This window comes from Propionivibrio limicola, from assembly GCF_009469695.1.
Taxonomy (GTDB): Bacteria; Pseudomonadota; Gammaproteobacteria; order Burkholderiales; family Rhodocyclaceae; genus Propionivibrio; species Propionivibrio limicola.
In genome coordinates, this window is sequence record NZ_SSSR01000026.1 from 1 (window position 1) to 22901 (window position 22901).

Genomic DNA, 22901 nt, shown 5'->3' on the forward strand with positions numbered 1-22901 from the left:
GCGCTGATCGCGCCGCCTTCCGGTCGGGCCTTCGCCCCTCCCTCTCGGCAACGCGATCAGCGCAAATGAAGTGTCCGGGGTGTGTCAGTTTTGAATCGCTGCCCAACAAAAATCTGTATCAGTTTTGAATCGCCGTTGACAGCCCGGTTTTTTCAGGGAACTGCCGCCGATGGCCGGTGCGCTGGAGGCCGTTCCCGCCCTGCTTGAACTCGGCCACGACGTACGAATCTGCACCTCGCCGCTCAACGACTACCGCAACTGCCTGATCGAAAAATACGAATGGGTCGAACGCCACCTGGGGCTGGAATTCGTCCACCGGATGATCGTCACCAAAGACAAAACCCTCGTCTTCGGCGATGTGCTCGTCGACGACAAACCCGTCATCACCGGCTCACGCCAGCCCAGCTGGCAACACATCCTCTTTGACCAGCCGTACAACCGTCACATCGGTCCGGCTCAGCTGCGAATTGATTGGAAAACGTGGAGGCGATTGCTGGCAGCCTCTGACGGCTGCGAACAACAGGCCTCAGCCTGACCGCTTACGTCCGGGTTTCCTTAAAACCGCCTCTTAGTCGCCCCGGTTCTGGTTGCGCCAAGCCTGCTGCTGGCGTTCGGCAAGGAAGGTCCAGGCGACGATGCGGCTTTTTTTCTGGCCTTGCGACATTTCGATGGTCAGGTTCTTGCGTACCCCGGCCTGCTTCAGGGCGCGGTAAATCGCCGGCAGGCTGGTGGCTTTCGAGACGAGCGCCGAGAACCACAGGCAATTGTTTTGCACGTGCACGCTTTCGGCGATCATTCGGCTGACGAAGCCGGCCTCGCCGCCGGGGCAGCACAGTTCGCTGTTTTGCCCGCCAAAATTCAGCGTCGGTGGCTTGCTGCTCGGCGCCTCCTTGCCGAGGTTTTTCCATTTGCGCTCGGACCCCGCTCTGGCCTCGTCGAGCGAGGAGTGAAAGGGCGGGTTGCAGAGCGTCAGGTCGAATAGCTCGTCGTGATGCACGACCCCCTTGAAGATGTCCTCGCGCGAGGTCTGACGCCGCAGTTCAATGGCGAAGCGGTGGCTGGCGTTGGCGTCGAGCGTCGCCTGCGCGCTGGCCAGTGCGGCGCGGTCGATGTCGGTGCCGACAAACGACCAGCCGTATTCGCTGTGACCGATCAGCGGGTAGATGCAGTTGGCGCCGACGCCGATGTCGAGCACGCGGATTGCGGTGCCGTGCGGCACCACGCCGCCGTTGCTGCGCGCCAGCAAGTCGGCCAGATAGTGCAGATAGTCGGCGCGGCCCGGAATCGGCGGGCAAAGATAGCGGGCGGGAATGTTCCAGCCGTCGATGCCGTACTGCAGTTTGAGCAAGGCGCCGTTCAGCGCCCGGACCGCCTCCGGGTTGGCGAAGTCGATGGAATCGTCGCCGTAGGCATTGGGGGCGACAAACGTCGCCAGTTCCGGGCGGCAGGCGATCAGTTGGGGAAAATCGTAACGGCCCAGATGCCGGTTACGTGGATGCGGTCCCTTTTTTTCGGTGGGCTGGGCTGGCTGACCCGGCTTGGCTTTGAGCTTGGTTTTTGGCCGGTTTTTGAGATTTTTGGCAGCGTCGGGCGCTGGGTGTTTCTTTTGCATTGGAGTTTCAATCGGTCCGCGCGGCCGGCCAGTATAAACGGTGAACTTGGCGGTAGCTGCAGTCTGAAGTCGCCACGCTGAACCAGCTTGTCGATGATCTGTAGGCGCTGTCGCTTTCCGATGCCGGCGCCGACGACTACATCTGCAAATCGTACAGCCCGCGCGAAGTCGTGGCGCGCGTCAAAGCCGTGGTGTTGATTCTGGCGTTGATTCCCCTGGGAGCATTTCAGCGAGTAGCGTTTCCGGTGCGATGTCCTGCTCGTTGGGCCTGGTTACCGCGCCAAATAAAATGCCCAACTTATTGAAATAATGCACGTCCCGAAGCTTGCGAAAAACGCCGTGGTCGAGATACGGGGTCAAGTCGAAAATGCCCCTGCGTCCATCCTCAATCTCGACAAAAATTCGGAAATTTGGCAGCGGCTTGACAGTTTTTACATCCCAGTACATGGCGCCACCCTCAAAGAGGTTCGATTTTGTAGGGATTTTCGCCGCTGAGCGCGAGTTCCCAGTCTGCCATGAGTTCGTCGCGATACATGTATTTCCTTCGGTGCTCTAAAAAACATGTAAGCAAACCGTGGTCTGTCCCTTATTTCTGGGGAGTTTGCGGCGAGAACTTCATGCCAAAAAATAACCGGAGATGGACGACAATTTAACAATTTAGGTTGTGTGGGAACAGCGGATTCATCAGAAGCATGAAAGCATAACGACGGCAATTTTATATGTCCATAGGATAGGGCGATTCAATTTTCCGGGCGGGCGTTGCTTGGCAATCTGATGAGTCGACTGATGACTCCTCCGTGCTCCCCATCGCCGCTTCCAGCATGTCAATAAACGCCCGTGTCTTGGCGGGCATGAGGCGGCGGCCGGGGAAGACGGCCCAGGCGGGGTGTGAGGGCGGGCGCCAGTCGGGGAGAACGGGGCGCAGTTCGCCGCGCTGGACGCCGGGGCGTGCGAAGTAGTCGGGGGCGGCGGTGATGCCGGCGCCGGCGGTGGCGAGTTTGATCAGGAGTTCCGGGGCGTTGGCGGTGGCGCGGCAGGGCGGGGCGCCTTCCCAGCGTGTTTCGCCGCGCAGCAGCGTCCAGCTGACCGGTTCGCCGTTGCGTCCGAGCAGGCGCAGGGTGTCGCGCTGCATCAGGTCGTCGGGCGCCGCCGGGTCGCCGTGTTCGGCGAGGTAGGACGGGGCGGCGTAGAGGCCGACGCGGAAGTTGGCGATCTTGCGGGCGGCGAGCATGGCGTCGTCGGGCAGGTCGCCGATGCGGATGGCGAGGTCGAAGTTTTCGCCGAGCAGGTCGACGCGCCGGGGCGAGAGGTCGAGTTCGAGCGAGACGCCCGGGTGCAGGGCGATGAAGGCGGCCAGCATGTCGGGGAGCAGCAGGTTGGCGAAGTCGCTCGGCATCGAGACGCGCAGGCGACCGCTCGGGCGTTGCTGGCGGAATTCGGCCAGCGCATGCACCGCCTCGACTTCGGCGGCGACCTGTTGCGCGTGGTCGAGCAACTGGCGGCCGAATTCGGTCAGCGTCAGGCGGCGCGTCGTGCGCAGCATCAGGCGTTCGCCGAGCCGTTCTTCAAGCAGCGTGATGCGGCGGGAGACCGTCGATTTGGGCAGGCCAATCTTTTCGGCGGCGCGGCTGAAGCTGCCCGTTTCGGCGACACGGGCGAAGATCAGCAGGTCATTGGCGTCGTATTGTTCCATAGGTGGAACAATGTTATCCGATTTGACGGATTCTCATTTGTTTTGCAGACAACTAAAGTGATTTCCATGCGGTTAACTTTTCAAAAGGAGACACAAATGAACATCCTGCAAATCAATGCCAGCGCCCGCCAGAATGCCAACTCGACGCGCGTTGCCGACGCCATCGTCGCCCGCCTGCGGGACGCCAATCCGGCGGCCAGCGTGGTGTTGCGCGATCTGGTACGCGATCCCCATCCGATCCTCGACGAAGCGGCGCTCGGCGCCCTGTTCACCCCGGCCGAGCAGCGCACGCCCGAGCAGGCGGCGCGCGTGGCGCTCGACGATGCGCTGATCGCCGAAGTGCAGGCAGCGGACGTGATCGTGCTCGGTGTGCCGATGTACAACCTCGGCGTGCCGGTGCAGTTCAAGAGCTGGATCGACGCGATTGCGCGCGCCGGCGTGACGTTCCGCTATACGGAAAATGGCCCGGAAGGCTTGCTCAAGGGCAAGAAGGTTTACGTCGGGCTGGCGCGGGGCGGCCGCTACCGCGATACAGCGTTCGATACGCAGGTGCCGTATCTGAAGACCGTGCTCGCTTTTCTTGGCATCACCGATGTGAGCTTTTTCTACGCCGAGGGTCTAAATATGGGGCCGGAAGCGGCGCAGCAGGGATTTGCCGAGGCTGAAGCCGACATTGCGGCGGCGATTGCCTGAGGGCGAGCTCTGGCGTCGGCAAAAAGGAGGATGCAACATGAAACACGTTCAACGACCTGAAACAGTCTCTCTCTCACGAACCGTCGAACAAATCGTCGCCGGCAAGGCGACGACCGACGGCGCCGGGGTGAAGCTGACGCGCGTGCTGACGCAGCCGTTGCAGCGCCGGCTCGATCCCTTCCTGATGCTCGACGCCTTCGGCAGCGACAACCCCGGCGACTATATCGCCGGCTTCCCCGACCATCCGCACCGCGGCTTCGAAACGGTGACCTACATGATTGCCGGCCGCATGCGCCACCGCGACAGCGCCGGCCATGAAGGTCTGCTCGAAAACGGCGGCGTGCAGTGGATGACGGCCGGGCGCGGCGTCATCCACTCCGAGATTCCCGAGCAGGAGGCGGGCGTCATGGAAGGTTTTCAGCTCTGGCTGAACCTGCCTTCCCGCGACAAGATGAGCGAGCCGTGGTACCGCGATTTTTCCGCCGTCGAACTGCCGCGCTTCGTGACCGGGAGCGGCGTCGAGGTGACGGTGATTGCCGGCGAGAGTCACGGGGTGGCCGGCGCGGTGGCGCGCACGGCGACGGCGCCGCTGTATCTCGACCTGCATCTGCCGGCGGGAACGTCGTTCAGCCAACACCTTCCGGCCGGGAATAACGCCTTCGTCTACGTGTATCGCGGCGAAATCGACATTGCCGGCAGCCGGGTGCCGCCGCAACGGATGGCTATACTGACCGATGATGCGGACGCCGATGGCGTGACGATCACGGCGGAGGCTCCGGCGCGCGTGCTGCTGGTGGCCGGTCGGCCGCTCGACGAGCCGATCGTCCAGTACGGGCCGTTTGTGATGAATAGCGAACAGGAAATCTATCAGGCACTGAACGATTTTCGCGACCGGCGGCTGGCCTGAAAAATGTGTTTTGAACCGCTTTTAACCGCTTTTGACGCAGAGCACGCAGAGCCGCAGAGATCGCAGAGAGAAACGAGAAAGAGCGGAGAGAATGCTTGAGAAAAGCTCTTGCCTCTCCACATGAATCAATGCTTTTCTCTGCGATCTCTGCGTTGAAAGAGGTTTCGGAGGAGGGCGACATGACGAATTCAGTAAAGCGTGAAAAAGGCGCGACAGGTAGCCAGACTCGGACTGAGCGCGATTCGTTCGGTCTGATCGACGTTCCTGCCGACCATCTGTGGGGCGCGCAAACGCAGCGTTCGCTCGACTTCTTCCGGATTTCGACGGAACGCATGCCCGATGCGCTGATCCTGGCGCTGGCGCAGGTCAAGCGCGCCTGCGCGGTGGCCAATCGCGATCTCGTGTTGCTGGCGACGGACAAGGCCGATGCCATTGTCGCGGCGGCGGACGAGGTGCTCTCCGGCAAACATCCGGGCGAATTCCCGCTCTCCGTTTGGCAGACCGGCTCCGGCACCCAGACCAACATGAACATGAACGAGGTGCTGGCGAACCGTGCCTCGGAACTCATGGGCGGTGAGCGCGGGCCGCAGCGGCGGGTCCACCCGAACGACGACGTCAATCGCGGCCAGTCGTCGAACGATGTGTTCCCCACCGCCATGCATGTGGCCGCCGCAACCGGCGTGGTGCGTGCCGTGTTGCCGGCGCTCCGCACATTGCGCGAGACGCTCGCCGCCAAGTCCGACGCTTTTTCCGGCATCGTCAAGATCGGTCGCACGCATTTGCAGGACGCAACGCCGCTCACCCTGGGACAGGAGTTTTCCGGCTATGCGGCGCAGCTCGAACAGGCCGAGTCGCTGATCGCTGCCGTTTTACCGTCGCTTTATCCGCTGGCCATCGGCGGCACCGCCGTCGGCACCGGGCTGAATACGCATCCCGAATTCGGCGCGCGCGTGGCGGCCGAACTGGCGCGGGCGAGCGGATTGCCCTTTACGAGCGCCGCGAACAAGTTCGCCGCGCTGGCCGCGCACGACGGCGTCGCCGCGGCACACGGCGCGCTGCGGACGCTGGCCGTGGCGCTGATGAAGATCGCCAACGATATCCGCTGGCTCTCGTCCGGGCCGCGTTCAGGGCTTGGCGAGATTGCGATTCCAGAGAACGAGCCGGGCAGCTCGATCATGCCCGGCAAGGTCAATCCGACCCAGTGCGAGGCGATGACCATGCTCTGCGCGCAGGTGATGGGCAACGACGTGGCCCTCGGCGTTGGCGCGTCGCTCGGCAATTTCGAGCTCAACGTCTTCAAGCCGCTCATCGCCCACAACGTGCTGCAAAGCATCCGCCTGCTCGCCGACGGCATGGCCAGCTTCGAAGCGCATTGCGTGCGCGGCATCGAGGCCAACCGGGAGCGCATCGCCGAACTCGTCGACCGTTCGCTGATGCTGGTGACGGCGCTGGCGCCGCACATCGGCTACGACCGGGCGGCCGGCATCGCCAAGAAAGCGCACCACGAAGGACTGACCCTGCGCGCAGCGGCGCTGGCGTCGGGCGACGTGTCGGAAGCCGATTTTGACCGCTGGGTGCGGCCGGAGGCGATGGTGGGGAATCAGCTGTCCGCTTAGCCCGCAGAAAAAGGGCGAACCACCAAGCCACCAAGGGCACCAAGTTTCACCAAGAAAAACGGGTTGAAACTTGGTGCTTCTTGGTGATCTTGGTGTCTTTGTGGCGAAAATGAATTACTACGCCGGCGCGGTCAGCAGACGATCGATTTTTGCCGCGCAGATGAAGTCGTTTTCCGACAGCCCGCCAATCGCGTGGGTCGAATACCTGACCCGACACTGGCGATAGCCGACTTCGAGGTCGGGGTGGTGATCCTCATGGTGCGATATCCACGCTGTCGCATTCACGAAGGCCATCGTCTCGTAGTAGTTCTTGAATCGGTACGTTTTCACCAGTTCGTTGCCTTCGCAGTTCCAGCCATTGAGGGTGGGCAACAGGCGGGCGATTTCGTCGGGCGTCAATGGCGGCACGCCGCCTTCGCATGGCTTGCAATGTCGCGTCGAGAGGTCGCATACGGTTGATTCGGTCGCTTGCATGATTTGCTCCTTTTTTCGATTGATGCGCTGATCCCATGCATTGGAGTGTGGTGCCGCAAAACGGTTCGTGTCTGTCTTCAGCGATGGACGATTGGCCGCATCGCGCGTATCATCCGCGCCCGTCATTGGGGAGTAGCCGCCCTTCGCCAGAAGGGGCTTGCGTCAACATACTTGTCCGGTTGGACATGGCGCAGGCGGTTTGAGCACTTGGCAAGACCTTTGGCTGCATTGCCTCCTGTGGTGCCGGAGAGGCGTGCGGTCATTCGTCTTTTCCGGCCAGAGAGTTCAAAAAATGGAAGCCTTCCTCGTTTCGACCGGCATCGTGGCGCTGGCCGAGATCGGCGACAAGACGCAATTGCTGGCGTTCATCCTCGCCGCCAAATTCCGCAAGCCTGTTCCCATCATTCTCGGCATTCTGATCGCGACCATCGCCAATCATGCCTTTGCCGGCGCCATTGGTTCCTGGGTGACGTCTGCGCTGGCGCCCGAGACGCTGCGCTGGGTGCTCGGCATCTCCTTCCTGGCCATGGCGGCATGGACGCTTGTGCCGGACAAGTTCGACGAGGAAGAGGCCAGGCTGGCCCGTTTCGGTGTTTTCGGGACGACGCTCATCGCCTTTTTTCTTGCCGAGATGGGCGACAAGACACAGATCGCGACGGTGGCGCTGGCCGCTCAGTATGGCGCGTTCTATACCGTCGTGGCGGGCACCACGCTGGGGATGAAAATTGCCAACGTCCCGGTCGTCCTGCTCGGCGACCGGGTTGCCCACAAGATCCCGGTGCGCCTCGTTCACAGCATTGCCGCCATGATCTTCGCCACGCTCGGCGTGGTGACACTGTTTGCTTGATTCGCCCACGTCGGATTTGGGGTCGTGCAAGGCGTGTGCTTAAATGGAAATGACCGGGCGAAAAGCTGCATCGGCCCGGCCATGAGCGCAATTTCAGGTGATTCATCGTTTCTTCATGCACGTAACAGGCCCGAGATAAATCCGGGCGGGTCCTTCACAGGAAGAAAGGTCAAAGGTGATTTCATGTTGATCAAAAGTTTTGCTCCCTGTTCCGACTGGTTCTTTGTCTATGTGGATAGCGACGGCAAACGGTGCGAAACCCGTTTGGCCGGCTGGGCGCTGACGACAGGACACGATGGCGCCGATGCGCTGGTCGGCATGATCGCGGCCGAAGGCAAGCTCGAATTGACATCCGTTCCATGCGTGGCCGGTTCCTACCGTCACGAAAGCGAGATGCCGCGGCCGATCGAGTTGTGATCGGCAGAATCCGGCCGGCGAACCCGCTGGCCGGATCATGCAACAAATTGGGTTCTGATTGGTCTGACGCTACCAGATCAGGGGAACATTTGAACCCGGTAAGCGGATGAATTCCCTGTAAAATCCGCCCCCAATCCATTTTTCCAAAGCTGTTCATGAGCGTCGACGCACCCAAGCCCCTCTTTTCCTACCGCAAGTACTGGGCCAAGCGCTTCGGCGTGGCGCCATTCCTGCCGATGTCGCGCGCCGAAATGGACGCGCTCGGCTGGGATTCGTGCGACATCATCATCGTTTCCGGTGATGCGTATATCGACCATCCGAGCTTCGGCGCGGCGCTGATCGGGCGGTTGCTCGAGGCGCAGGGATTTCGCGTCGGCATTATCGGGCAGCCGGACTGGCACTCGGCGGAGCCGTTCCGGGCGCTGGGCAAGCCGAATCTCTTTTTCGGCGTGACCGCCGGCAATATGGATTCGATGGTCAATCGTTACACGTCGGACCGCAAGATCCGTTCGGAAGACGCTTATACGCCGAATGCCGAGCCAAACCGGCGGCCGGATCGCGCCGTCGTGGTTTACGCGCAGCGTTGCCGCGAGGCGTACCCGGACGCCAACGTCGTGATCGGTTCGATCGAAGCCAGCCTGCGCCGCATCGCGCATTACGATTACTGGTCGGACAAGGTGCGCCGTTCGGTGCTGCCCGATTCCAAGGCCGACCTGCTGATTTACGGCAACGCCGAGCGCGCCATCGTTGCGCTGGCGCACCGGCTGGCGGCGGGCGAGCCGATCGAGCATATCCGCGATCTGCGCGGTACGGGCTTCATGGTGCCGCGTGGCTGGATGCCGGGCGAGGACTGGGTCGAGGTCGATTCGTCCGACGTCGATGCGCCGGGGCCGCTGATCAAGCATGCGAATCCGTATGGCGAGGACGCTGAGTCCACTTCGCAGACACTTCATTTCCATCCGCAAACAACAGCTTCCCCTGAGGCTCCGTCACACCGGCTGAAGCCGGTGTCCAGTTCGATGCCATTGCTGGATTCCGGCGTTCGCCGGAATGACGGGAAGCTGCATAAGCTCGACCGCTCCCGCACCGCCATCCGCCTGCCGTCCTACGAGCAGGTCAAGGGCGATCCGGTGCTGTACGCGCATGCCTCGCGCACCTTTCATCTGGAATCGAATCCGGGCAACGCGCGGGTGCTGATCCAGGCGCACGGTGAACGGGATGTGTGGCTCAATCCGCCGCCGCTTCCGCTGACGACGCTGGAAATGGACGGCGTTTACGGACTGCCGTACCAGCGCAAGCCGCACCCGTCCTACAACACGGCGGCGGGCGAAGCGAAGATCCCCGCCTATGAAATGATCCGCTTCTCGATCAACATCATGCGCGGCTGTTTCGGCGGTTGTACCTTCTGTTCGATCACCGAGCACGAGGGGCGCGTCATCCAGAGCCGCTCGGAGGCGTCGATCCTGCAGGAAATTGAGGACATCCGCGACAAGACGCCGGGATTCACCGGCGTGATTTCCGACCTCGGCGGGCCGTCCGCCAACATGTACCGGCTGGCCTGCAAGAGTGACAAAATTCAGGCATCGTGCCGTCGATTGTCCTGCGTCTTTCCGGATGTGTGCGAAAACATGGGCACGGACCACGGGCCGCTGATCCAGCTTTACCGCAAGGCGCGGGCGATTCGCGGCGTCAAGCGCATCCTGATCGGCTCGGGCGTGCGTTACGACCTGGCCGTGCGTTCGCCCGAGTACATCAAGGAACTGGTGTCGCATCACGTCGGCGGCTACCTGAAGATCGCGCCGGAGCATACCGAGGCTGGGCCGTTGGCGCACATGATGAAGCCCGGTATCGGTACTTACGACAAGTTCAAGCAGCTGTTCGACAAGTTCTCGAAGGAGGCGGGCAAGGAGCAATACCTGATTCCGTACTTCATCGCCGCGCATCCGGGGACGACCGATCTGGACATGCTCAACCTGGCCCTCTGGCTCAAGCGCAACGATTTCCGGCTCGATCAGGTGCAGACCTTCCTGCCGACGCCGATGGCCATTGCCTCGGCGATGTACCACTCGCAGCGCAACCCGCTGAAAAAGGTGGCGCGCAATTCGCCGCTCGTCGAGACGATTCGTTCCGGGCGCCAGCGCAAGCTGCAAAAAGCTTTCCTGCGCTACCACGATCCCGAGAACTGGCCGCTGCTGCGCGAGGCGCTCAAGGAAATGGGGCGGGCTGACCTGATTGGCAACGGCAAGAAGCATCTGGTGCCGAGCTTCCAGCCGGCCGGGACCGGGCTGCGGCAGGCTTCTCCGGCCAAGCGCACCGTCAAACCGGTAAAACCATTCACCACAGAGGCACAGAGGCACAGAGGGAAAAGGCGGTGAGATATTCGCCTGTTTTTCAGTAATCCGGCATGCCCTGAATCTCAGTCTTTATCATTGATTTTCAAGCTTTTCTCTGTGCCTCTGTGTCTTTGTGGTTAAACAGGTTTTTCGTTCTTACCGCTGCCGAGCCCCCTTGCGCGTGCTAAAATCGCAGCCTTTTATCAAAGAGTTACCCCTTCATGTCCCGTTCCGTACGTAATATCGCCATCATTGCCCACGTCGACCACGGCAAAACAACGCTCGTTGATAAGCTGCTGCATCAGGCGGGCACGTTCTCTGCCCACCAGCACGTTGCCGAGCGGGTCATGGACTCCAATGACCTGGAAAAAGAGCGGGGCATCACGATTCTCGCCAAGAACCTGGCCGTCGATTACGAAGGCGTGCACATCAACATCGTCGATACCCCGGGCCACGCCGACTTCGGCGGTGAAGTCGAGCGGGTGCTCGGCATGGTCGATGGCGTGCTGCTGCTGGTCGATGCCGTTGAAGGCCCGATGCCGCAAACGCGCTTCGTGACCAAGAAGGCGCTGGCGCTCGGCCTCAAGCCGATCGTCGTCATCAACAAGATCGACCGCGACGGCGCCCGTCCGGACTGGGTGGTCGATAACACCTTCGACCTTTTCGACAAGCTCGGCGCGACCGACGAACAGCTCGATTTCCCGGTGATCTACGCTTCGGCGATCAACGGCTACGCAACGACCGATCTCGATGCGCCGTCGTCCGACATGCGTCCGATGTTCGACGCCATCCTCAAATACGTGCCGCCGCCGGAAGCCAACGACATCGACGGCCCGCTGCAGTTGCAGATCGCGGCGCTCGACTATTCCTCCTACGTTGGCCGTATCGGCATTGGCCGCGTGCAGCGTGGTCGCCTGAAGCCGGCGCAGCAAGTCACCGTGATGTACGGTCAGCCGGATGAAAACGGCAATTTCGAACACGGTTCGCCAAAAAACGCCAAGATCAACCAAGTGCTCGGTTTCCGTGGTCTGGAGCGGGTGCCGATGGACGAAGTCGTCGCCGGCGATATCGTGCTGGTGACCGGTATCGAAGAACTCTCGATCGGCTGCACGATCACCGATCCGAATTCGCCGGAAGCACTGCCGATGCTCAAGATCGACGAGCCGACGCTGAACATGACCTTCATGGTCAACAGCTCGCCGTACGCCGGCACGGAAGGCAAGTTCGTGACCAGCCGCCAGATCCGCGAGCGTCTGCAGAAGGAACTGCTGACCAACATGGCGCTGCGCGTTGAAGACACCAGCGATACCGATTCCTTCCTCGTCTCCGGCCGTGGCGAATTGCACCTGACCATCCTGCTCGAAACGATGCGCCGCGAAGGCTACGAGCTGGCCGTCGGTCGGCCGCGCGTGATCTTCAAGGAGATCAACGGCGAGCAGTGCGAGCCGTACGAAATGCTGACGCTCGACGTCGAGGAAGCGCATCAGGGCGGCGTTATGGAAGCGCTCGGCTACCGCAAGGGCGACCTCGTCGACATGGTTTCCGACGGTCGCGGTCGTGTCCGTCTCGAATACCGCATCCCGGCGCGCGGCCTGATCGGTTTTCAGGGCGAATTCATGAACCTGACGCGCGGCACCGGCCTGATCAGCCACGTTTTCGACGACTACGCGCCGGTCAAAGGCGACATGCCCGGCCGTCGCAACGGCGTGCTGATCTCGGCCGAGCAGGGCGAGGCCGTGGCCTACGCGCTGTGGAAGCTGCAGGATCGTGGCCGGATGTTCTCGGTGCCGGGCGACCGCCTGTACGAAGGCATGGTCATCGGTATCCACTCGCGTGAAAACGACCTCGTCGTCAATCCGATCAAGGGCAAGCAGCTGACCAACGTGCGTGCTTCCGGAACCGACGAAGCCGTGCGTCTGGTGCCGCCGGTCCAGCTGACGCTCGAATCGGCCGTCGAATTCATCGACGACGACGAGCTGGTTGAAATCACGCCGAAGAGCCTGCGTATCCGCAAGCGTTTCCTCTCCGAGCACGAGCGCCGTCGCGCCTTGCGCAGCGAGGGCTGATACGACAACGGTCAAAGGTAAACGACAACGCGGCTCTCCGGAGCCGCGTTGTCGTTTACAGAGCGATTTACGAATGCAGTCGCTGGCAGCAGGCGGTCAATCGCATGGGCTTTCCATTGTTCCCGGCGCGTGGTTGTGGATGAACGTCACCAGTTCGGCCAGCGGCAGCGGGCGGCTGATCAGGTAGCCTTGCAGAATGTCACAGCCGTGCGCGGTCAGAAATTCGGCTTGCGCCTCGGTTTCCACGCCTTCGGCGACGACGGTGATGCCGAGCGCCTTGGCCATCTGGATCACGGCGGACACGATGGCTGCATCTTCGCTGTTGTCGGGCAGACGGTGCACGAACTGCTGGTCGATTTTGAGCGCGCCGACCTGAAAACGGCGCAGGTAGCCGAGCGAGGAATAGCCGGTGCCGAAATCGTCGATGGCCAGCGTGAAGCCGGCGTTGCGGAAAGCGGTGAGCACGTCCGCGCCATTTTCCGCCATCAGGGCGTTCTCGGTGATTTCGAACTCGATGCGCTGGGCGCACTCGCCGAAGTGGAGCAGCGTCTTGCAGGCGTTTTCGACCAGCGCATTGCCGCGCGTCATCTCGCGCGGCGAGACATTGATCGCCATCTTCGGGATATTGATGCCTTGCTGCCGCAGGGCGGCAATGTCTTGGCAGGCGCGGCGGATGACCCAGGCGCCGATGTCGACGATGAGGCCGCTTTTCTCGGCGACCGGGATGAATTCGGCGGGGGAGACAAACTCGCCGCCCGGCGGAATCCAGCGCATCAGCGCTTCGAAACCGACGATCTGGCGCGTGCGGGCACAGACTTGCGGTTGATAGGCCAGGTAGAGTCCGGTCTCTGGCGCATCGGTCCTGATGGCCTCGCGCAAGCCCGCTTCGATCTGCAAGTCGCTGCGGATCTTGCGGTTGATTTCTGCGGAAAAGAACTGGGCGCGATTCTTTCCTTGGGATTTGGCTTCGTACATCGCCATGTCCGACCAGCGCAGGAGTGTGGTCGGATCGTCGCTGTCGTTCGGCATCATCGTCATGCCGATACTCAGCCCGACGTGGCTCGGGATCGGTTCGGTCGGGAAGGGGCGGGAGATGACTTCGATCATCTTGCCGGCAATGGCGTTGACGTTCTCCGGATCGCCGGGCCGGAACAGGATGGCCGCGAACTCGTCGCCACCAATCCGGGCGAGCACGTCGTCGGCACGTATCGTCTGCTTGAGGCGGTTGGCGATCATCTGCAAGACGTCGTCGCCAGTGGCGTGGCCGCAGAGGTCGTTGACCTTCTTGAAGTCGTCGACATCGATCATCAGCAAGGCGGCGTTTTCTTCCTCGCGCTGGATGCGATTGACCGCTTTCTTCAGCTCATATTCGAAGAAGCGCCGGTTCGGCAGCCCGGTGACGCGGTCGTAGAGCGCCATTTTTTCGAGTTCGCCCTCGGTGATGGCCATCTTCTTGCGCAGTCGGGCGGTGAAGCGCCGCGAGAGAATGAGTGCGACCAGCCCGATGAGCACGAGTCCGACGGCGTAGATCAGCAGATTCGTGTACAGCGGCCTGTAGGTGGCGAGCAGAACCAGCGATCCGACGCGTACGCCGGCCTGCATGACTTCGACGCGCAGCAGTCGGGTGAAAAGGCCGGTATCGACGCGTGGACGGGGTGGCGTATCGAGTTCGAGGGGATTGATGCTGTCGGGGAAAATTGACTCCGGATCGTCAATCAGGATGAACAGATTGCCGTCTGTCTCATAAAGGGCGGCGCCGAGGATTCTCGCGGTCTTGCGGATCGCCGTCAGGTTTTCGTAGGCCGCTTTTTGATCGTTGAAGGCAAGCGCGGCCGCGCTGTTGGTGCCGAGGATGGCGGCTTGAGCCTCCAGTTCTTCCTCAAGTTGCTGCAAGCCCGAAACGTACTGGTACGTCATCAGCAGGATGAAGGTGACCAGCACGGCGACCGTGGTGGTGAGCAGCATCAGGCGCTTGGTGTATCGGGTGTGGGCGAGGATTTCCATGGTTATTCGATGATCTGCCGGGCGAGGCGAAGGGCCTTGGAACTGATCTGCAGGCCGGTTTTTTGAGCCGTGCGCAGATCGATGTCGAAGACAATGTGACCGCCGCTCAGTTCAAGATTGAGCATTACGCCGCGCCGGAAATAGTCCGGCGAGTCACCGGCAATCAGAACGGGGGCCGTTTGCTGTGCGGCCACGATCTCGGGCAGTCGGGCACGGTCGTCGGGCGAAAGATAAACGACGTGGCATCCGGCCAGGCCGTCGGGCCGTACCTTGCTGGTCTGCAGGGTGCGGTTGCGCACTGCTTTCCCTTGGGCATTGCTCAGGGCGGTGGCGACCGGACTGGAGCCCAGCACGCAGATCGACAGTCGATCGTTGGCAAGGGTCGGATGTGGCGGCCAGTCAACGAACATCGCCATGTTGATGATGATTGCGGCCTTGAGGTCGGCTTCGGAGGCTTTCATCTGCGCGGCGACGGGAAGCGCCAAGGCGCCGAGCCCGACGGCGAGGAGCGCGGAAGCGCCCTGTCGCAACCTGCGCTTCAGTAGCGGGAGAAAGATGTTCATGGCCGTGTCAGTACGCCAGGGTCCAGCGCAGCATCACCTGGCGCCCGGGTTGCTCAACGGCGTGCAGGTCGAGGTAGGCGTTGGACGGAGCGTAGTAGCGGCGGTCGCCGACGTTATAAACGGCAACGCTGACCTGGCCAAGCTTCGGGTTTAGGGCCGACATGGCTTTGAGGTTGACGATGCCGTAACCCGGTACATCGCCATTGCTGCCTTTGCGCGAGGAGAGGCCGAGGATTTCGCCGGAGGCGGTCCAGCCGTAAGCAAGCGGCGCTTCGGCGATCAGTTTGCCCATCAGCTTCGGCGAGTCGGCCAGCGTTGAGCCATCCGCGAGCCGGCTCTGTTGCCAGGCGACACTGCCGCGTAGCCGGAGGCCGTTCGACCAGTGGTTTTCAGCACTGAGTTCGACGCCGTGGGCGTCAACCTCGTCCAGGTTGGTGTACGTCGCCACACCGTTGCTGTCGATGACTTGATCGATCAGATCGCGGATCGTGTTGTCGTAAAGGCTCAGGCTGATATGGCCGGCCGATCCGAAGCGGTAGATTGCCGCGAGTTCGTGGCTCTCGATGCGTTCCGGCTCAAGGTCCGGGTTGGCCGACTGGGTGACGTTCCCGTCGTGGTAAAAACGCTCAAAGGCGTTCGGGAAACGGTAGGCGTTGCCGATCATCGCTTTCAGGCTGAGCCGGGACGTGGGTTGCCAGATGAGCGCAGCGCGTGGCGAGGTCTCTCCGGAATAGTCGCTGTGCGTGTCGTGGCGCAGACTCACGTTGAGCCGCCAGTCGGGCAGGAAGTTCCACTCGTCCTGAGCAAAGACGCTGGCCGTGCGCGACGGCTCGTTGCTGTCGAGAATGACGTTTTTCGGGGCCGTTTCGTAGTAAATCTGTTCGATCTTGGTGTTCCATTGCGCGTCGATACCGACGATCAGCCGGTGGTCGGCGAGGCCGTTGTAGGAGAGCCGATATTCGCCGCCGTACCATGTCGCGGTTGCCCGATCCTTGCCGCTGGTGCCGCTGTCGTATTGGTAGCGGCCGTCATAGTTGAATCGGCCGCTGTAGAGGCGAAAGGCCGGTTGCCAGCCATTCGTTTCATCGCCGTCGTAGCGGAGTTCGAACAGGCTGTTCTCGTCGCGCGTCCATGTGCCACTGGCGCCGAATTGAGTGCCCCATGCGGCCGTGGCCAGATCCTTCGAGCGCGAGCTGTAGTTGCCGGTTAGCCGCCAGTTGCCCCAGCGGTATTTGCCGTAGAACTTGTGGTATTTCTCGCCGTCGAGACCGTTGGCCTTGCCGTTGGTGATTCCGTTGTCGAATTCCGGGAAGTAGAGGTCTTCACCGTCTGATGTGTAGCCGGCCAGGCCGACGAACCAGTCCCGTTCGCCGTCGAGCTTTTGCCCGGCGACAACGCCGAGGCGCTTGGTGTTGAATTCTCCGGCGTCCAGCGTCACGCGTGCGCCATTGATGTCGCCGCCGTCGAGCATGATCGTATTGATGGTACCGAACAGGGCGTTGGGGCCATACACGGACGAGGCGGGACCGGCGACGAATTCGATGCGCTTGACCCAGTCGAGCTCGACCGGGGATTCGTTGCCGAGCAGCGCCTGGTCGAACAACGGGTCGTTGCGACGCGCGCCGTCGGTCAGCAGCAGGAGGCGGGTGCCGTAGTCCCCCGGCCGGTTGAAGCCGCGCACGCCGAGATAGGTGTAGTTGCGGTCGTTGCTCGCGTACACGCCAGGAACCGTGACCAGCGCTTCGGCCAAGTTGCGGTAGCCGTGCTGGCGCAGTTCGTTGTCGTCGATGACAGCGACGGTGGCCGGTGCTTCGGTGATCGACTGGGCGTAGCGGGAGGCGCTGACGACTTCGACGTTGAGCAACTCTTCGAGCGACAGCGTGTTCAGGTCGCCCAGGTCGGCTGCCTCGCTTCCCTTCGCCAATGGCGACATGAGTGTGGCGGCCGAACAAAGGATCAGCGAGAAAAAACTCGTTATTCGTGTCATCTTTCTTTTCTGAATGCGAGGATGCTCAGCGATCTTCGGTGCGCGTTGTCGGACGGGTAACGGCGCAATCCCTCTTGTTCTCAGCATTTCGGGATGGTGCATCAGGACGGGCGGCAGTGTCCAGAGTGGAAATGCTTACTCTCGCATTTTCGGATCACCGGGGGGCGGAAAACAGTGGGCGGCTGGCCGTTGGCGGTAATATCGGGCCATTGCCTCTCAATTTTCCGTCTGCCCGCACCATGAACATTGAACCGATTCATTCACTCGAAGATGTGACGGCCCTGTTGCATACCTGCCGGCTATCGACCGACGACATCCCGTCCGAATCGCCTCCGTTTTTTTTCGGCATCCGCGCGGGGGGACGCCTGATTGCCGCGGTTGGGCTGGAGCTTTACGGCGACGTCGGTTTGCTGCGGTCGCTGGCGGTCGACGACGGCTGGCGTGGCCAAAGGCTTGGCAGTGCGCTCGTGGCGTTTGCCGAAACGCACGCCTTCAACCACGGGGCGAACACGCTTTATCTTTTTTCTTCAACGGCCGTGCCTTTTTTCCGCGGCCATGGTTATGTCGTCACGCGTCGCGACGAGGCGCCGGAAGCGATCCGGAAAACGCCCCAGTATGCCGGCCGCTGTTCTTCGGAAGCGTTCATGTGCAAAACGCTGACGCTGCTGGCCTGACCGGCTACGTGATGTAGATGGCGCAGTTCTTGCGCGGCCACCGAGTTTCAACCGGAAGAGGATGAATGCATCATGACAGCTCTCAACGTCGCCGTACTCTGCGGCAGTCTGCAACGGCCTTCGCGCACGCTCGTCCTGTGCGAAGCGCTGCTGGCGAAAATTGGCGAACACCGGACAATTGTTCCGCATGTGGTGGAAATCGCACAAATCGGGCGCACGCTCGGTGCCTGCCTCAAGTACGACGAACTGCCGCCCGAGATCGTCACGCATTTGTCGGCGGTGGTCAGCGCCGATATCTTGATTGCCGCCAGTCCGGTGTATAGCGCGACTTACACCGGTATGTTCAAGCATTTCATCGACTTCGTGGGGATGGATGCGCTGGCCGGCAAGCCGACGCTGCTTGCCGCGACGGGCGGCAGTCCGTTGCACGGCTTGATGATTGATCAGCTGATGCGGCCGCTGTTTGCCATGAAGCAAGCGCTGACGCTGCCGATCGGCGTCTATGCGACCGAATCCGATTTCACCGATTACCGCATTACCAGTCCGGGTCTTGAAAAGCGCATCGCACTGGCCGTCGATCTGGCCCTGCCATTCCTGCCTTTATCCGACTAGAGTGAAGTGAGAGGAGGTGGCGATCAATGGCGTTCCGTGAACGAACCGATAGTTCTGTTTGGCAACGGCTGGCCGGCTGTTTTCTGACGCTTGTCCTTGCGGCATGCTCGACGTTGCCGCCCGAAGGAATTCCAGTCGTCACCTCCTTCGACATTGCGCGCTACGAGGGCAAGTGGTACGAAATCGCGCGGCTTGATCATTCGTTCGAGCGCGGCCTGACCGATGTGAACGCCACGTATCACCGCTTGCCGGGCGGCACCGTCGAGGTGGTCAATCGGGGATTCGATGCGCAACGCGGCGCGTGGCGGCAAGCCGTTGGCAAGGCCCGGTTCAACCGGGGTGAAAGCGAAGGGACGCTGAAGGTTTCGTTTTTCGGCCCGTTCTACGGTGGCTACCACATCGTGGCGCTGGATCAGGCGCATTACCGCTGGTCGATGGTCGTCGGGCCTGACCGCGATTACCTCTGGATTTTGTCGCGGGACAAAAAGCTGCCGACGGAAGTCCGATCCCGCCTGCTTGAGCAAGCCCGTTCCTTCGGGTTCGCCACAGATCGCCTGATCTGGGTGACGCACGACCGTGAAGATGGTTGAACGCAAAGGCTTTCTTTGAAAGCACTCTCGCTCCGTAGTTTCCGCAGTTTTTTGCAGCAATTACGGATGCAAAAAAAATGATGCTTTTGGGAATATGAGCGACGTTGCGATTGACGCGGTAGATCGGCCCACGAGGCCTTGACACGTAATAACTTCAGGCGAAAAACGCCGAAAGACGCTTTGGCTGCGGAACCTGTGGCCAGAGCGCCGGGAAGAGACTGGATGAACGAAGACAATGAGTTGTGCGTTCCCAGTGCATCGAATATCCGGAAGCAGAAGGAAGCACCATTCACCATTCGGGGCGTTCGGGTTTCAGAGGCGCTGGCGCGCTTTGCGGGGGATGTTGGCCGATACCGGCATTGGCTGGTCGACTTTTCGTATTACGGGCGGGAAACGGTGGCGGGTATCCGGCGGGCGCTGGCGGATGGCGAGCGTGAAGACGCGGAGCATCTGATCCACACCCTCCGGGGGCGGGCATCCATGCTCGGCCTGTACGAAGTCAGTTTTGTTGCCCAGTTGCTTGAAACGGCATTGAGCGACGGTGAGTCGTACGCGCTCTGGCTGGAGGAAGTCGGTCACACGGTCGATGACGTTGCAAATGAAATTCTTTCGACGTTGACGGCCTGGATGTGCCAGGGGTGAGCGGCCGGTCTGGCTGGTTTTTTTCAGATAACTGCAGCAAGAGGACGTCATGAGTCAGGAATTCAAGGTGTTCATCGTCGATGATGATCCCACCGTAGTCGAAATCATCGGTGCCATTCTGGAGCCGGATTATCCGCAGGAAAGTTTCCTGAGCGCCGAGGATTGCCTGCAGCGATTGGCGTCCGAGAAGCCGGATCTGTTTCTCCTCGACGTCAACCTGCCCGGAATGAACGGCTACGAGCTTTGCCAGCGGATCAAGAAAGAAGCGGGCATGCGCAACACATCCGTCATTTTCGTTTCCGGCCACGATACGATTGAAGAGCGCATCAAGGGTTATGACGCCGGGGGCGAGGACTTCATCGTCAAGCCGTTCGAGCCGGAAGAACTCATGCGCAAGGTGCAGGTTGCCGAGAGCATTGTGCGCAATCAGCGTTCCCTTGCCGAGCAGGCGGAGCAGGCCGAACTCCTTTCATCGCTGGTCATGGCCAGCATGGACGAAACCGGCATCCTGCTTCAGTTCATGAGCAAGCTGATCGCGATGGAAACGCCGGCGGAGATTGCCGAGGAACTGCTCGGACTGATGCAACGCTACCGCCTCGAAGGTGTGGTGCAGACGCGCATTGGCGACGACGTGGAAACGGTCAGCGCGGCTGGCATAAATTTGCCGCTGGAGGTTTCAGTGATCGAGCATGTGCGCGGGCAGGGGCGGATTTTCGAGTTCAGCTGCCGTGGCGTGCATAACTTCGAGCGTGTCACGCTCATGGTCAACAATCTGCCGCTGGATGACCCGGATTACTGCGGTCGCTTGCGCGATCATCTTTCGGTGGCGGCGCAAGGCGTCGATTCCCGGCTCAAGGCCATCCAGGCTGAGCGGGCTGTACTCTCGGCCCTGGACAATATCGGCGATACGATCATGGAGCTGCGCAGTGCCCAGCAGCGCAATACGCAGGCCAGTTCAAAGCTGATCAGCGATCTGCAGGAGACGTTGCTCAACTCCTTCTACAAGCTGGGGCTGACGGATAACCAGGAGAAATTCCTGCAGAATCTGGTGGGCGATTTCATGGGCCGCATGGCCGAACTGCTCAACCGTGATTCCGAAACCCAGAACACCCTGCTGCGGCTCAATCAACGCCTCGGGCAGTTGCGGAGTTGCTGAGCGTCGGAGCGGTGGTTGTGAATGCTTCTGGAACCATGGGTGCCCCCGTCGCCACCGTTGATTACGCCCGCCTTCCCGTCAAGGAGATCGAGCGTCACGCACGGAGCGTGCATCCCGGGGCGTGGGCAGTCGAGACGCAGAAGCCGCTATCGACGCTGCTCGGCTCGTGCGTTGCGGTCTGTCTGTTCGACCCGATGCTGCGGATTGGCGGCCTCAATCACTTCATGCTCCCCGATATGGGGCGGGCCCGGAACGGCGATGTCGATTCGCTCCTGTCCGGCAACTTCGCCATGGAAGCGTTGCTGAACGCCCTGATCAACAAGGGAGCAAAAAAAGTCCGTCTGCAAGCCAAGGCGTTTGGTGGCGGTACGATCATCGACACGGACGGCGGCTCGCTGAGCATCGGCATGCGCAATGCCGGTTTTGCCAAGGAGTGGCTCGAGCGCGAGGGGATTCCGCTCGTCGCCTCGGATTTTCTCGGCCCGTGGTCACGCAAGGTGTTGTTCCTGCCGTCGAGCGGTGAAGCGTTTTGCAAGCGGATGGTGACCAACATGGCGACGGCGGACGTCATTGCCCGCGAGGAGCGCGCCTATGCCGAGACATTGCGGCAACCGTCGCCGACGGGCAAGAAAATCGAGTTGTTCTGATGGTCGAGATTCCCATCACCGATCAGGAATTCACGCTTTTTCAGCGCCTGATCTACAAGATTGCCGGCATTTCGCTGAGCGACGCGAAACGGGTGTTGCTGGTCGGGCGACTGGCGAAACGGTTGCGGCAATACGGCTTGTCGTCCTTCACCGCGTACTACCGCATGCTGGCGAGTGGCGATCATCCGGAGGAATTGCAGACGATGGTCGATCTGCTGACGACGAACGAAACGTATTTTTTCCGCGAGTCGCAGCATTTCAGCTTCCTTCGTGACGAGATCGTCGCCCGGCGCAAGAACCCGGCACCGTTCCGCGTGTGGAGCGCCGCGAGTTCGAGCGGCGAGGAAGTCTATTCGATTGCAATGACGCTGGCCGAATGCCTGCCGGATACGCCGTGGGAGGTGATGGGGTCGGACATCTGCACCCGCGTTCTGGCTAAGGCGACAGCCGGCCATTATTCGCTGGCCCGCACCGAGGGCATTCCGCCCGGCTATATGCGCAAATATTGCCTGAAGGGCGTGCGCTCGCAGGCGGGGACTTTCCTGATCGCGCCGGAGCTTCGTCAAAAAACGCGCTTTTGTCAGATCAACCTGATGCAGCCGGTCGAGGCTGCCATCGGCGAATTTGAAGTCGTTTTTCTGCGCAACGTGATGATCTATTTCGATCCCGAAACGAAGGCAAAGGTCGTGCACAACCTCTTGCCACGCCTCAAGCCGGGCGGGCATCTCATCATCGGTCATTCCGAAACGCTGAACGGCATTACCGGGCAGGTTGTCGCGGTAAAGCCGACCATCTACCGCAAGCCATGAGTTGCCCGCTGCCGTCATTTCCGCGCAAGGAGAGCGTCAAAAATGTGATGCTCCAGCCAGGAGATTTTTTCTTCGGCGGCGGCGATACGCGGATTTCCACGCTCCTCGGCTCGTGTGTCTCGATCACGTTCTGGCATCCGCACCAACGCATTGGCGGCATGTGCCATTACATGCTCACCGAGCGCGCGAAGGCAGGTAGCGCAGCGCTTGATGGGCGCTACGCGAGCGAAGCATTCGCCCTGTTTCTCCGTCATGTTGATGAGGCCGCCACGCGGCCGTTGGAATACCAGGCCAAGATTTTCGGCGGGGCAAACATGTTCGTCGAAACGCCGGGGGCCAGTATGGATATTGGAGCGCGCAACATTGAGTACGGCGTTCGCTTGCTCGCCTCACGGCATATTTCCATCGTGTCGCGCCATGTTGGCGGGAGTGGGCGGCGCAAGCTGCATTTTGACCTCTGGAGCGGCGACGTCTGGCTGGCGTTCCCTGATGGTTCCGGTGCGGAGGTGGAGGGCGCCGCCGAGAGCCGTTTCCAGCGAGTGAATAGGTAGATATGGGG

General features: G+C 61.2%; 22 protein-coding genes, 1 pseudogene and 1 riboswitch. Of the genes and pseudogenes, 16 read left to right on the forward strand and 7 right to left on the reverse strand.

What is annotated here, in order from left to right; all coding sequences use genetic code 11:
• Positions 1 to 151: 151 nt before the first annotated feature.
• Positions 152 to 535 (forward strand): annotated as a pseudogene (locus GH659_RS13695) (5' nucleotidase, NT5C type); the annotation flags it as partial.
• A gap of 33 nt (positions 536 to 568) precedes the next feature.
• Here GH659_RS13695 and rlmF read toward each other — a convergent pair.
• From rlmF to GH659_RS13710, 3 genes are all read right to left on the reverse strand, one after another.
• Complete coding sequence (rlmF, locus tag GH659_RS13700) at positions 569 to 1612, reverse strand: 23S rRNA (adenine(1618)-N(6))-methyltransferase RlmF (protein WP_153112003.1); 1044 nt, start codon at positions 1610 to 1612, stop codon at positions 569 to 571.
• Between the two features lie 180 nt (positions 1613 to 1792).
• Positions 1793 to 2059: a DUF2442 domain-containing protein gene (locus GH659_RS13705; RefSeq protein WP_153112004.1), complete on the reverse strand. Its 267-nt coding sequence runs from the start codon at positions 2057 to 2059 to the stop codon at positions 1793 to 1795.
• A gap of 268 nt (positions 2060 to 2327) precedes the next feature.
• A complete protein-coding gene (locus tag GH659_RS13710; protein ID WP_153112005.1) occupies positions 2328 to 3305 on the reverse strand; it encodes a LysR family transcriptional regulator in 978 nt (325 codons plus the stop codon).
• 96 nt (positions 3306 to 3401) lie between these two features.
• On the opposite strand from GH659_RS13710, the gene GH659_RS13715 reads away from it, so the two are divergent.
• The 3 genes from GH659_RS13715 to fumC all read left to right on the forward strand — a co-directional run bounded on the left by GH659_RS13715 (position 3402) and on the right by fumC (position 6521).
• Entirely contained in the window at positions 3402 to 3998 is a 597-nt protein-coding gene (locus GH659_RS13715) for an FMN-dependent NADH-azoreductase (protein ID WP_153112006.1), read from the forward strand.
• Positions 3999 to 4035: 37 nt separating this feature from the next.
• Positions 4036 to 4905, forward strand: coding sequence for a pirin family protein (locus GH659_RS13720; protein ID WP_153112007.1), 870 nt, complete (start codon positions 4036 to 4038; stop codon positions 4903 to 4905).
• Positions 4906 to 5084: 179 nt separating this feature from the next.
• Positions 5085 to 6521 carry a class II fumarate hydratase gene (fumC, locus tag GH659_RS13725; protein ID WP_153112008.1) on the forward strand — a complete coding sequence of 479 codons (1437 nt, stop codon included), beginning with the start codon at positions 5085 to 5087 and terminating at the stop codon, positions 6519 to 6521.
• Between the two features lie 117 nt (positions 6522 to 6638).
• On the opposite strand, the gene GH659_RS13730 is transcribed toward fumC, so the two are convergent.
• On the reverse strand, positions 6639 to 6995 hold the full coding sequence (locus GH659_RS13730; protein ID WP_153112009.1) for a 4a-hydroxytetrahydrobiopterin dehydratase: 357 nt from the start codon (positions 6993 to 6995) through the stop codon (positions 6639 to 6641).
• A gap of 113 nt (positions 6996 to 7108) precedes the next feature.
• Positions 7109 to 7282, forward strand: a riboswitch (yybP-ykoY riboswitch).
• A 5-nt stretch (positions 7283 to 7287) separates the two neighbouring features.
• On the opposite strand from GH659_RS13730, the gene GH659_RS13735 reads away from it, so the two are divergent.
• The 4 genes from GH659_RS13735 (at position 7288) to typA (ending at position 12658) form a co-directional block, all read left to right on the forward strand.
• On the forward strand, positions 7288 to 7842 hold the full coding sequence (locus tag GH659_RS13735) for a TMEM165/GDT1 family protein (RefSeq protein ID WP_153112010.1): 555 nt from the start codon (positions 7288 to 7290) through the stop codon (positions 7840 to 7842).
• A 183-nt stretch (positions 7843 to 8025) separates the two neighbouring features.
• Positions 8026 to 8259: a hypothetical protein gene (locus tag GH659_RS13740; RefSeq protein ID WP_153112011.1), complete on the forward strand. Its 234-nt coding sequence runs from the start codon at positions 8026 to 8028 to the stop codon at positions 8257 to 8259.
• A gap of 236 nt (positions 8260 to 8495) precedes the next feature.
• Positions 8496 to 10634, forward strand: coding sequence for a YgiQ family radical SAM protein (locus GH659_RS13745; protein ID WP_211364256.1), 2139 nt, complete (start codon positions 8496 to 8498; stop codon positions 10632 to 10634).
• Between the two features lie 179 nt (positions 10635 to 10813).
• Positions 10814 to 12658: a translational GTPase TypA gene (gene typA / locus GH659_RS13750; RefSeq protein ID WP_153112013.1), complete on the forward strand. Its 1845-nt coding sequence runs from the start codon at positions 10814 to 10816 to the stop codon at positions 12656 to 12658.
• 96 nt (positions 12659 to 12754) lie between these two features.
• On the opposite strand, the gene GH659_RS13755 is transcribed toward typA, so the two are convergent.
• From GH659_RS13755 to GH659_RS13765, 3 genes are read right to left on the reverse strand one after another with little or no spacing between them, the layout of a single operon-like run.
• Positions 12755 to 14662 (reverse strand): putative bifunctional diguanylate cyclase/phosphodiesterase, encoded by a 1908-nt coding sequence (locus tag GH659_RS13755; protein ID WP_153112014.1) that lies wholly within the window; start codon positions 14660 to 14662, stop codon positions 12755 to 12757.
• A gap of 2 nt (positions 14663 to 14664) precedes the next feature.
• Positions 14665 to 15225, reverse strand: a complete 561-nt coding sequence (locus tag GH659_RS13760; RefSeq protein ID WP_153112015.1) for a YfiR family protein — start codon at positions 15223 to 15225, stop codon at positions 14665 to 14667.
• A 7-nt stretch (positions 15226 to 15232) separates the two neighbouring features.
• Positions 15233 to 17212 carry a TonB-dependent receptor plug domain-containing protein gene (locus GH659_RS13765; RefSeq protein ID WP_170285898.1) on the reverse strand — a complete coding sequence of 660 codons (1980 nt, stop codon included), beginning with the start codon at positions 17210 to 17212 and terminating at the stop codon, positions 15233 to 15235.
• A gap of 131 nt (positions 17213 to 17343) precedes the next feature.
• On the opposite strand from GH659_RS13765, the gene GH659_RS13770 reads away from it, so the two are divergent.
• The 8 genes from GH659_RS13770 to GH659_RS13805 all read left to right on the forward strand — a co-directional run bounded on the left by GH659_RS13770 (position 17344) and on the right by GH659_RS13805 (position 22893).
• Entirely contained in the window at positions 17344 to 17886 is a 543-nt protein-coding gene (locus tag GH659_RS13770) for a GNAT family N-acetyltransferase (protein ID WP_153112017.1), read from the forward strand.
• Between the two features lie 72 nt (positions 17887 to 17958).
• Complete coding sequence (locus GH659_RS13775; protein WP_211364253.1) at positions 17959 to 18498, forward strand: NAD(P)H-dependent oxidoreductase; 540 nt, start codon at positions 17959 to 17961, stop codon at positions 18496 to 18498.
• A 26-nt stretch (positions 18499 to 18524) separates the two neighbouring features.
• A complete protein-coding gene (locus GH659_RS13780) occupies positions 18525 to 19088 on the forward strand; it encodes a lipocalin family protein (RefSeq protein ID WP_153112019.1) in 564 nt (187 codons plus the stop codon).
• A 222-nt stretch (positions 19089 to 19310) separates the two neighbouring features.
• A complete protein-coding gene (locus GH659_RS13785; RefSeq protein ID WP_153112020.1) occupies positions 19311 to 19730 on the forward strand; it encodes an Hpt domain-containing protein in 420 nt (139 codons plus the stop codon).
• A gap of 49 nt (positions 19731 to 19779) precedes the next feature.
• Positions 19780 to 20886, forward strand: coding sequence for a response regulator (locus tag GH659_RS13790; protein WP_153112021.1), 1107 nt, complete (start codon positions 19780 to 19782; stop codon positions 20884 to 20886).
• Positions 20887 to 20921: 35 nt separating this feature from the next.
• Positions 20922 to 21533, forward strand: a complete 612-nt coding sequence (locus tag GH659_RS13795) for a chemotaxis protein CheD (RefSeq protein WP_153112038.1) — start codon at positions 20922 to 20924, stop codon at positions 21531 to 21533.
• Positions 21533 to 22342: a CheR family methyltransferase gene (locus GH659_RS13800; protein WP_153112022.1), complete on the forward strand. Its 810-nt coding sequence runs from the start codon at positions 21533 to 21535 to the stop codon at positions 22340 to 22342. The genes GH659_RS13795 and GH659_RS13800 overlap by 1 nt, the downstream gene beginning before the upstream one ends.
• The gene (locus tag GH659_RS13805) at positions 22339 to 22893 is read left to right on the forward strand and encodes a chemotaxis protein CheD (RefSeq protein WP_153112023.1); all 555 of its coding nucleotides are present in this window, start codon (positions 22339 to 22341) and stop codon (positions 22891 to 22893) included. Before GH659_RS13800 ends, GH659_RS13805 begins: the two co-directional genes overlap by 4 nt.
• The last annotated feature ends 8 nt before the right edge of the window (positions 22894 to 22901 follow it).

Excerpts from the sequence above, each read along its gene's own strand:
- GH659_RS13705 (WP_153112004.1), bottom strand. The coding sequence starts at position 2,059 with ATGTACTGGGATGTAAAAACTGTCAAGCCGCTGCCAAATTTCCGAATT.
- rlmF (WP_153112003.1), bottom strand. The coding sequence starts at position 1,612 with ATGCAAAAGAAACACCCAGCGCCCGACGCTGCCAAAAATCTCAAAAAC.
- GH659_RS13800 (WP_153112022.1), top strand. The coding sequence starts at position 21,533 with ATGGTCGAGATTCCCATCACCGATCAGGAATTCACGCTTTTTCAGCGC.
- GH659_RS13755 (WP_153112014.1), bottom strand. The coding sequence starts at position 14,662 with ATGGAAATCCTCGCCCACACCCGATACACCAAGCGCCTGATGCTGCTC.
- GH659_RS13720 (WP_153112007.1), top strand. The coding sequence starts at position 4,036 with ATGAAACACGTTCAACGACCTGAAACAGTCTCTCTCTCACGAACCGTC.
- GH659_RS13715 (WP_153112006.1), top strand. The coding sequence starts at position 3,402 with ATGAACATCCTGCAAATCAATGCCAGCGCCCGCCAGAATGCCAACTCG.
- GH659_RS13805 (WP_153112023.1), top strand. The coding sequence starts at position 22,339 with ATGAGTTGCCCGCTGCCGTCATTTCCGCGCAAGGAGAGCGTCAAAAAT.
- GH659_RS13775 (WP_211364253.1), top strand. The coding sequence starts at position 17,959 with ATGACAGCTCTCAACGTCGCCGTACTCTGCGGCAGTCTGCAACGGCCT.
- GH659_RS13735 (WP_153112010.1), top strand. The coding sequence starts at position 7,288 with ATGGAAGCCTTCCTCGTTTCGACCGGCATCGTGGCGCTGGCCGAGATC.
- GH659_RS13760 (WP_153112015.1), bottom strand. The coding sequence starts at position 15,225 with ATGAACATCTTTCTCCCGCTACTGAAGCGCAGGTTGCGACAGGGCGCT.
- GH659_RS13710 (WP_153112005.1), bottom strand. The coding sequence starts at position 3,305 with ATGGAACAATACGACGCCAATGACCTGCTGATCTTCGCCCGTGTCGCC.
- GH659_RS13795 (WP_153112038.1), top strand. The coding sequence starts at position 20,922 with ATGGGTGCCCCCGTCGCCACCGTTGATTACGCCCGCCTTCCCGTCAAG.
- GH659_RS13780 (WP_153112019.1), top strand. The coding sequence starts at position 18,525 with ATGGCGTTCCGTGAACGAACCGATAGTTCTGTTTGGCAACGGCTGGCC.
- GH659_RS13740 (WP_153112011.1), top strand. The coding sequence starts at position 8,026 with ATGTTGATCAAAAGTTTTGCTCCCTGTTCCGACTGGTTCTTTGTCTAT.
- typA (WP_153112013.1), top strand. The coding sequence starts at position 10,814 with ATGTCCCGTTCCGTACGTAATATCGCCATCATTGCCCACGTCGACCAC.
- GH659_RS13730 (WP_153112009.1), bottom strand. The coding sequence starts at position 6,995 with ATGCAAGCGACCGAATCAACCGTATGCGACCTCTCGACGCGACATTGC.
- GH659_RS13765 (WP_170285898.1), bottom strand. The coding sequence starts at position 17,212 with ATGACACGAATAACGAGTTTTTTCTCGCTGATCCTTTGTTCGGCCGCC.
- GH659_RS13745 (WP_211364256.1), top strand. The coding sequence starts at position 8,496 with ATGTCGCGCGCCGAAATGGACGCGCTCGGCTGGGATTCGTGCGACATC.
- GH659_RS13785 (WP_153112020.1), top strand. The coding sequence starts at position 19,311 with ATGAACGAAGACAATGAGTTGTGCGTTCCCAGTGCATCGAATATCCGG.
- fumC (WP_153112008.1), top strand. The coding sequence starts at position 5,085 with ATGACGAATTCAGTAAAGCGTGAAAAAGGCGCGACAGGTAGCCAGACT.
- GH659_RS13790 (WP_153112021.1), top strand. The coding sequence starts at position 19,780 with ATGAGTCAGGAATTCAAGGTGTTCATCGTCGATGATGATCCCACCGTA.
- GH659_RS13770 (WP_153112017.1), top strand. The coding sequence starts at position 17,344 with ATGCTTACTCTCGCATTTTCGGATCACCGGGGGGCGGAAAACAGTGGG.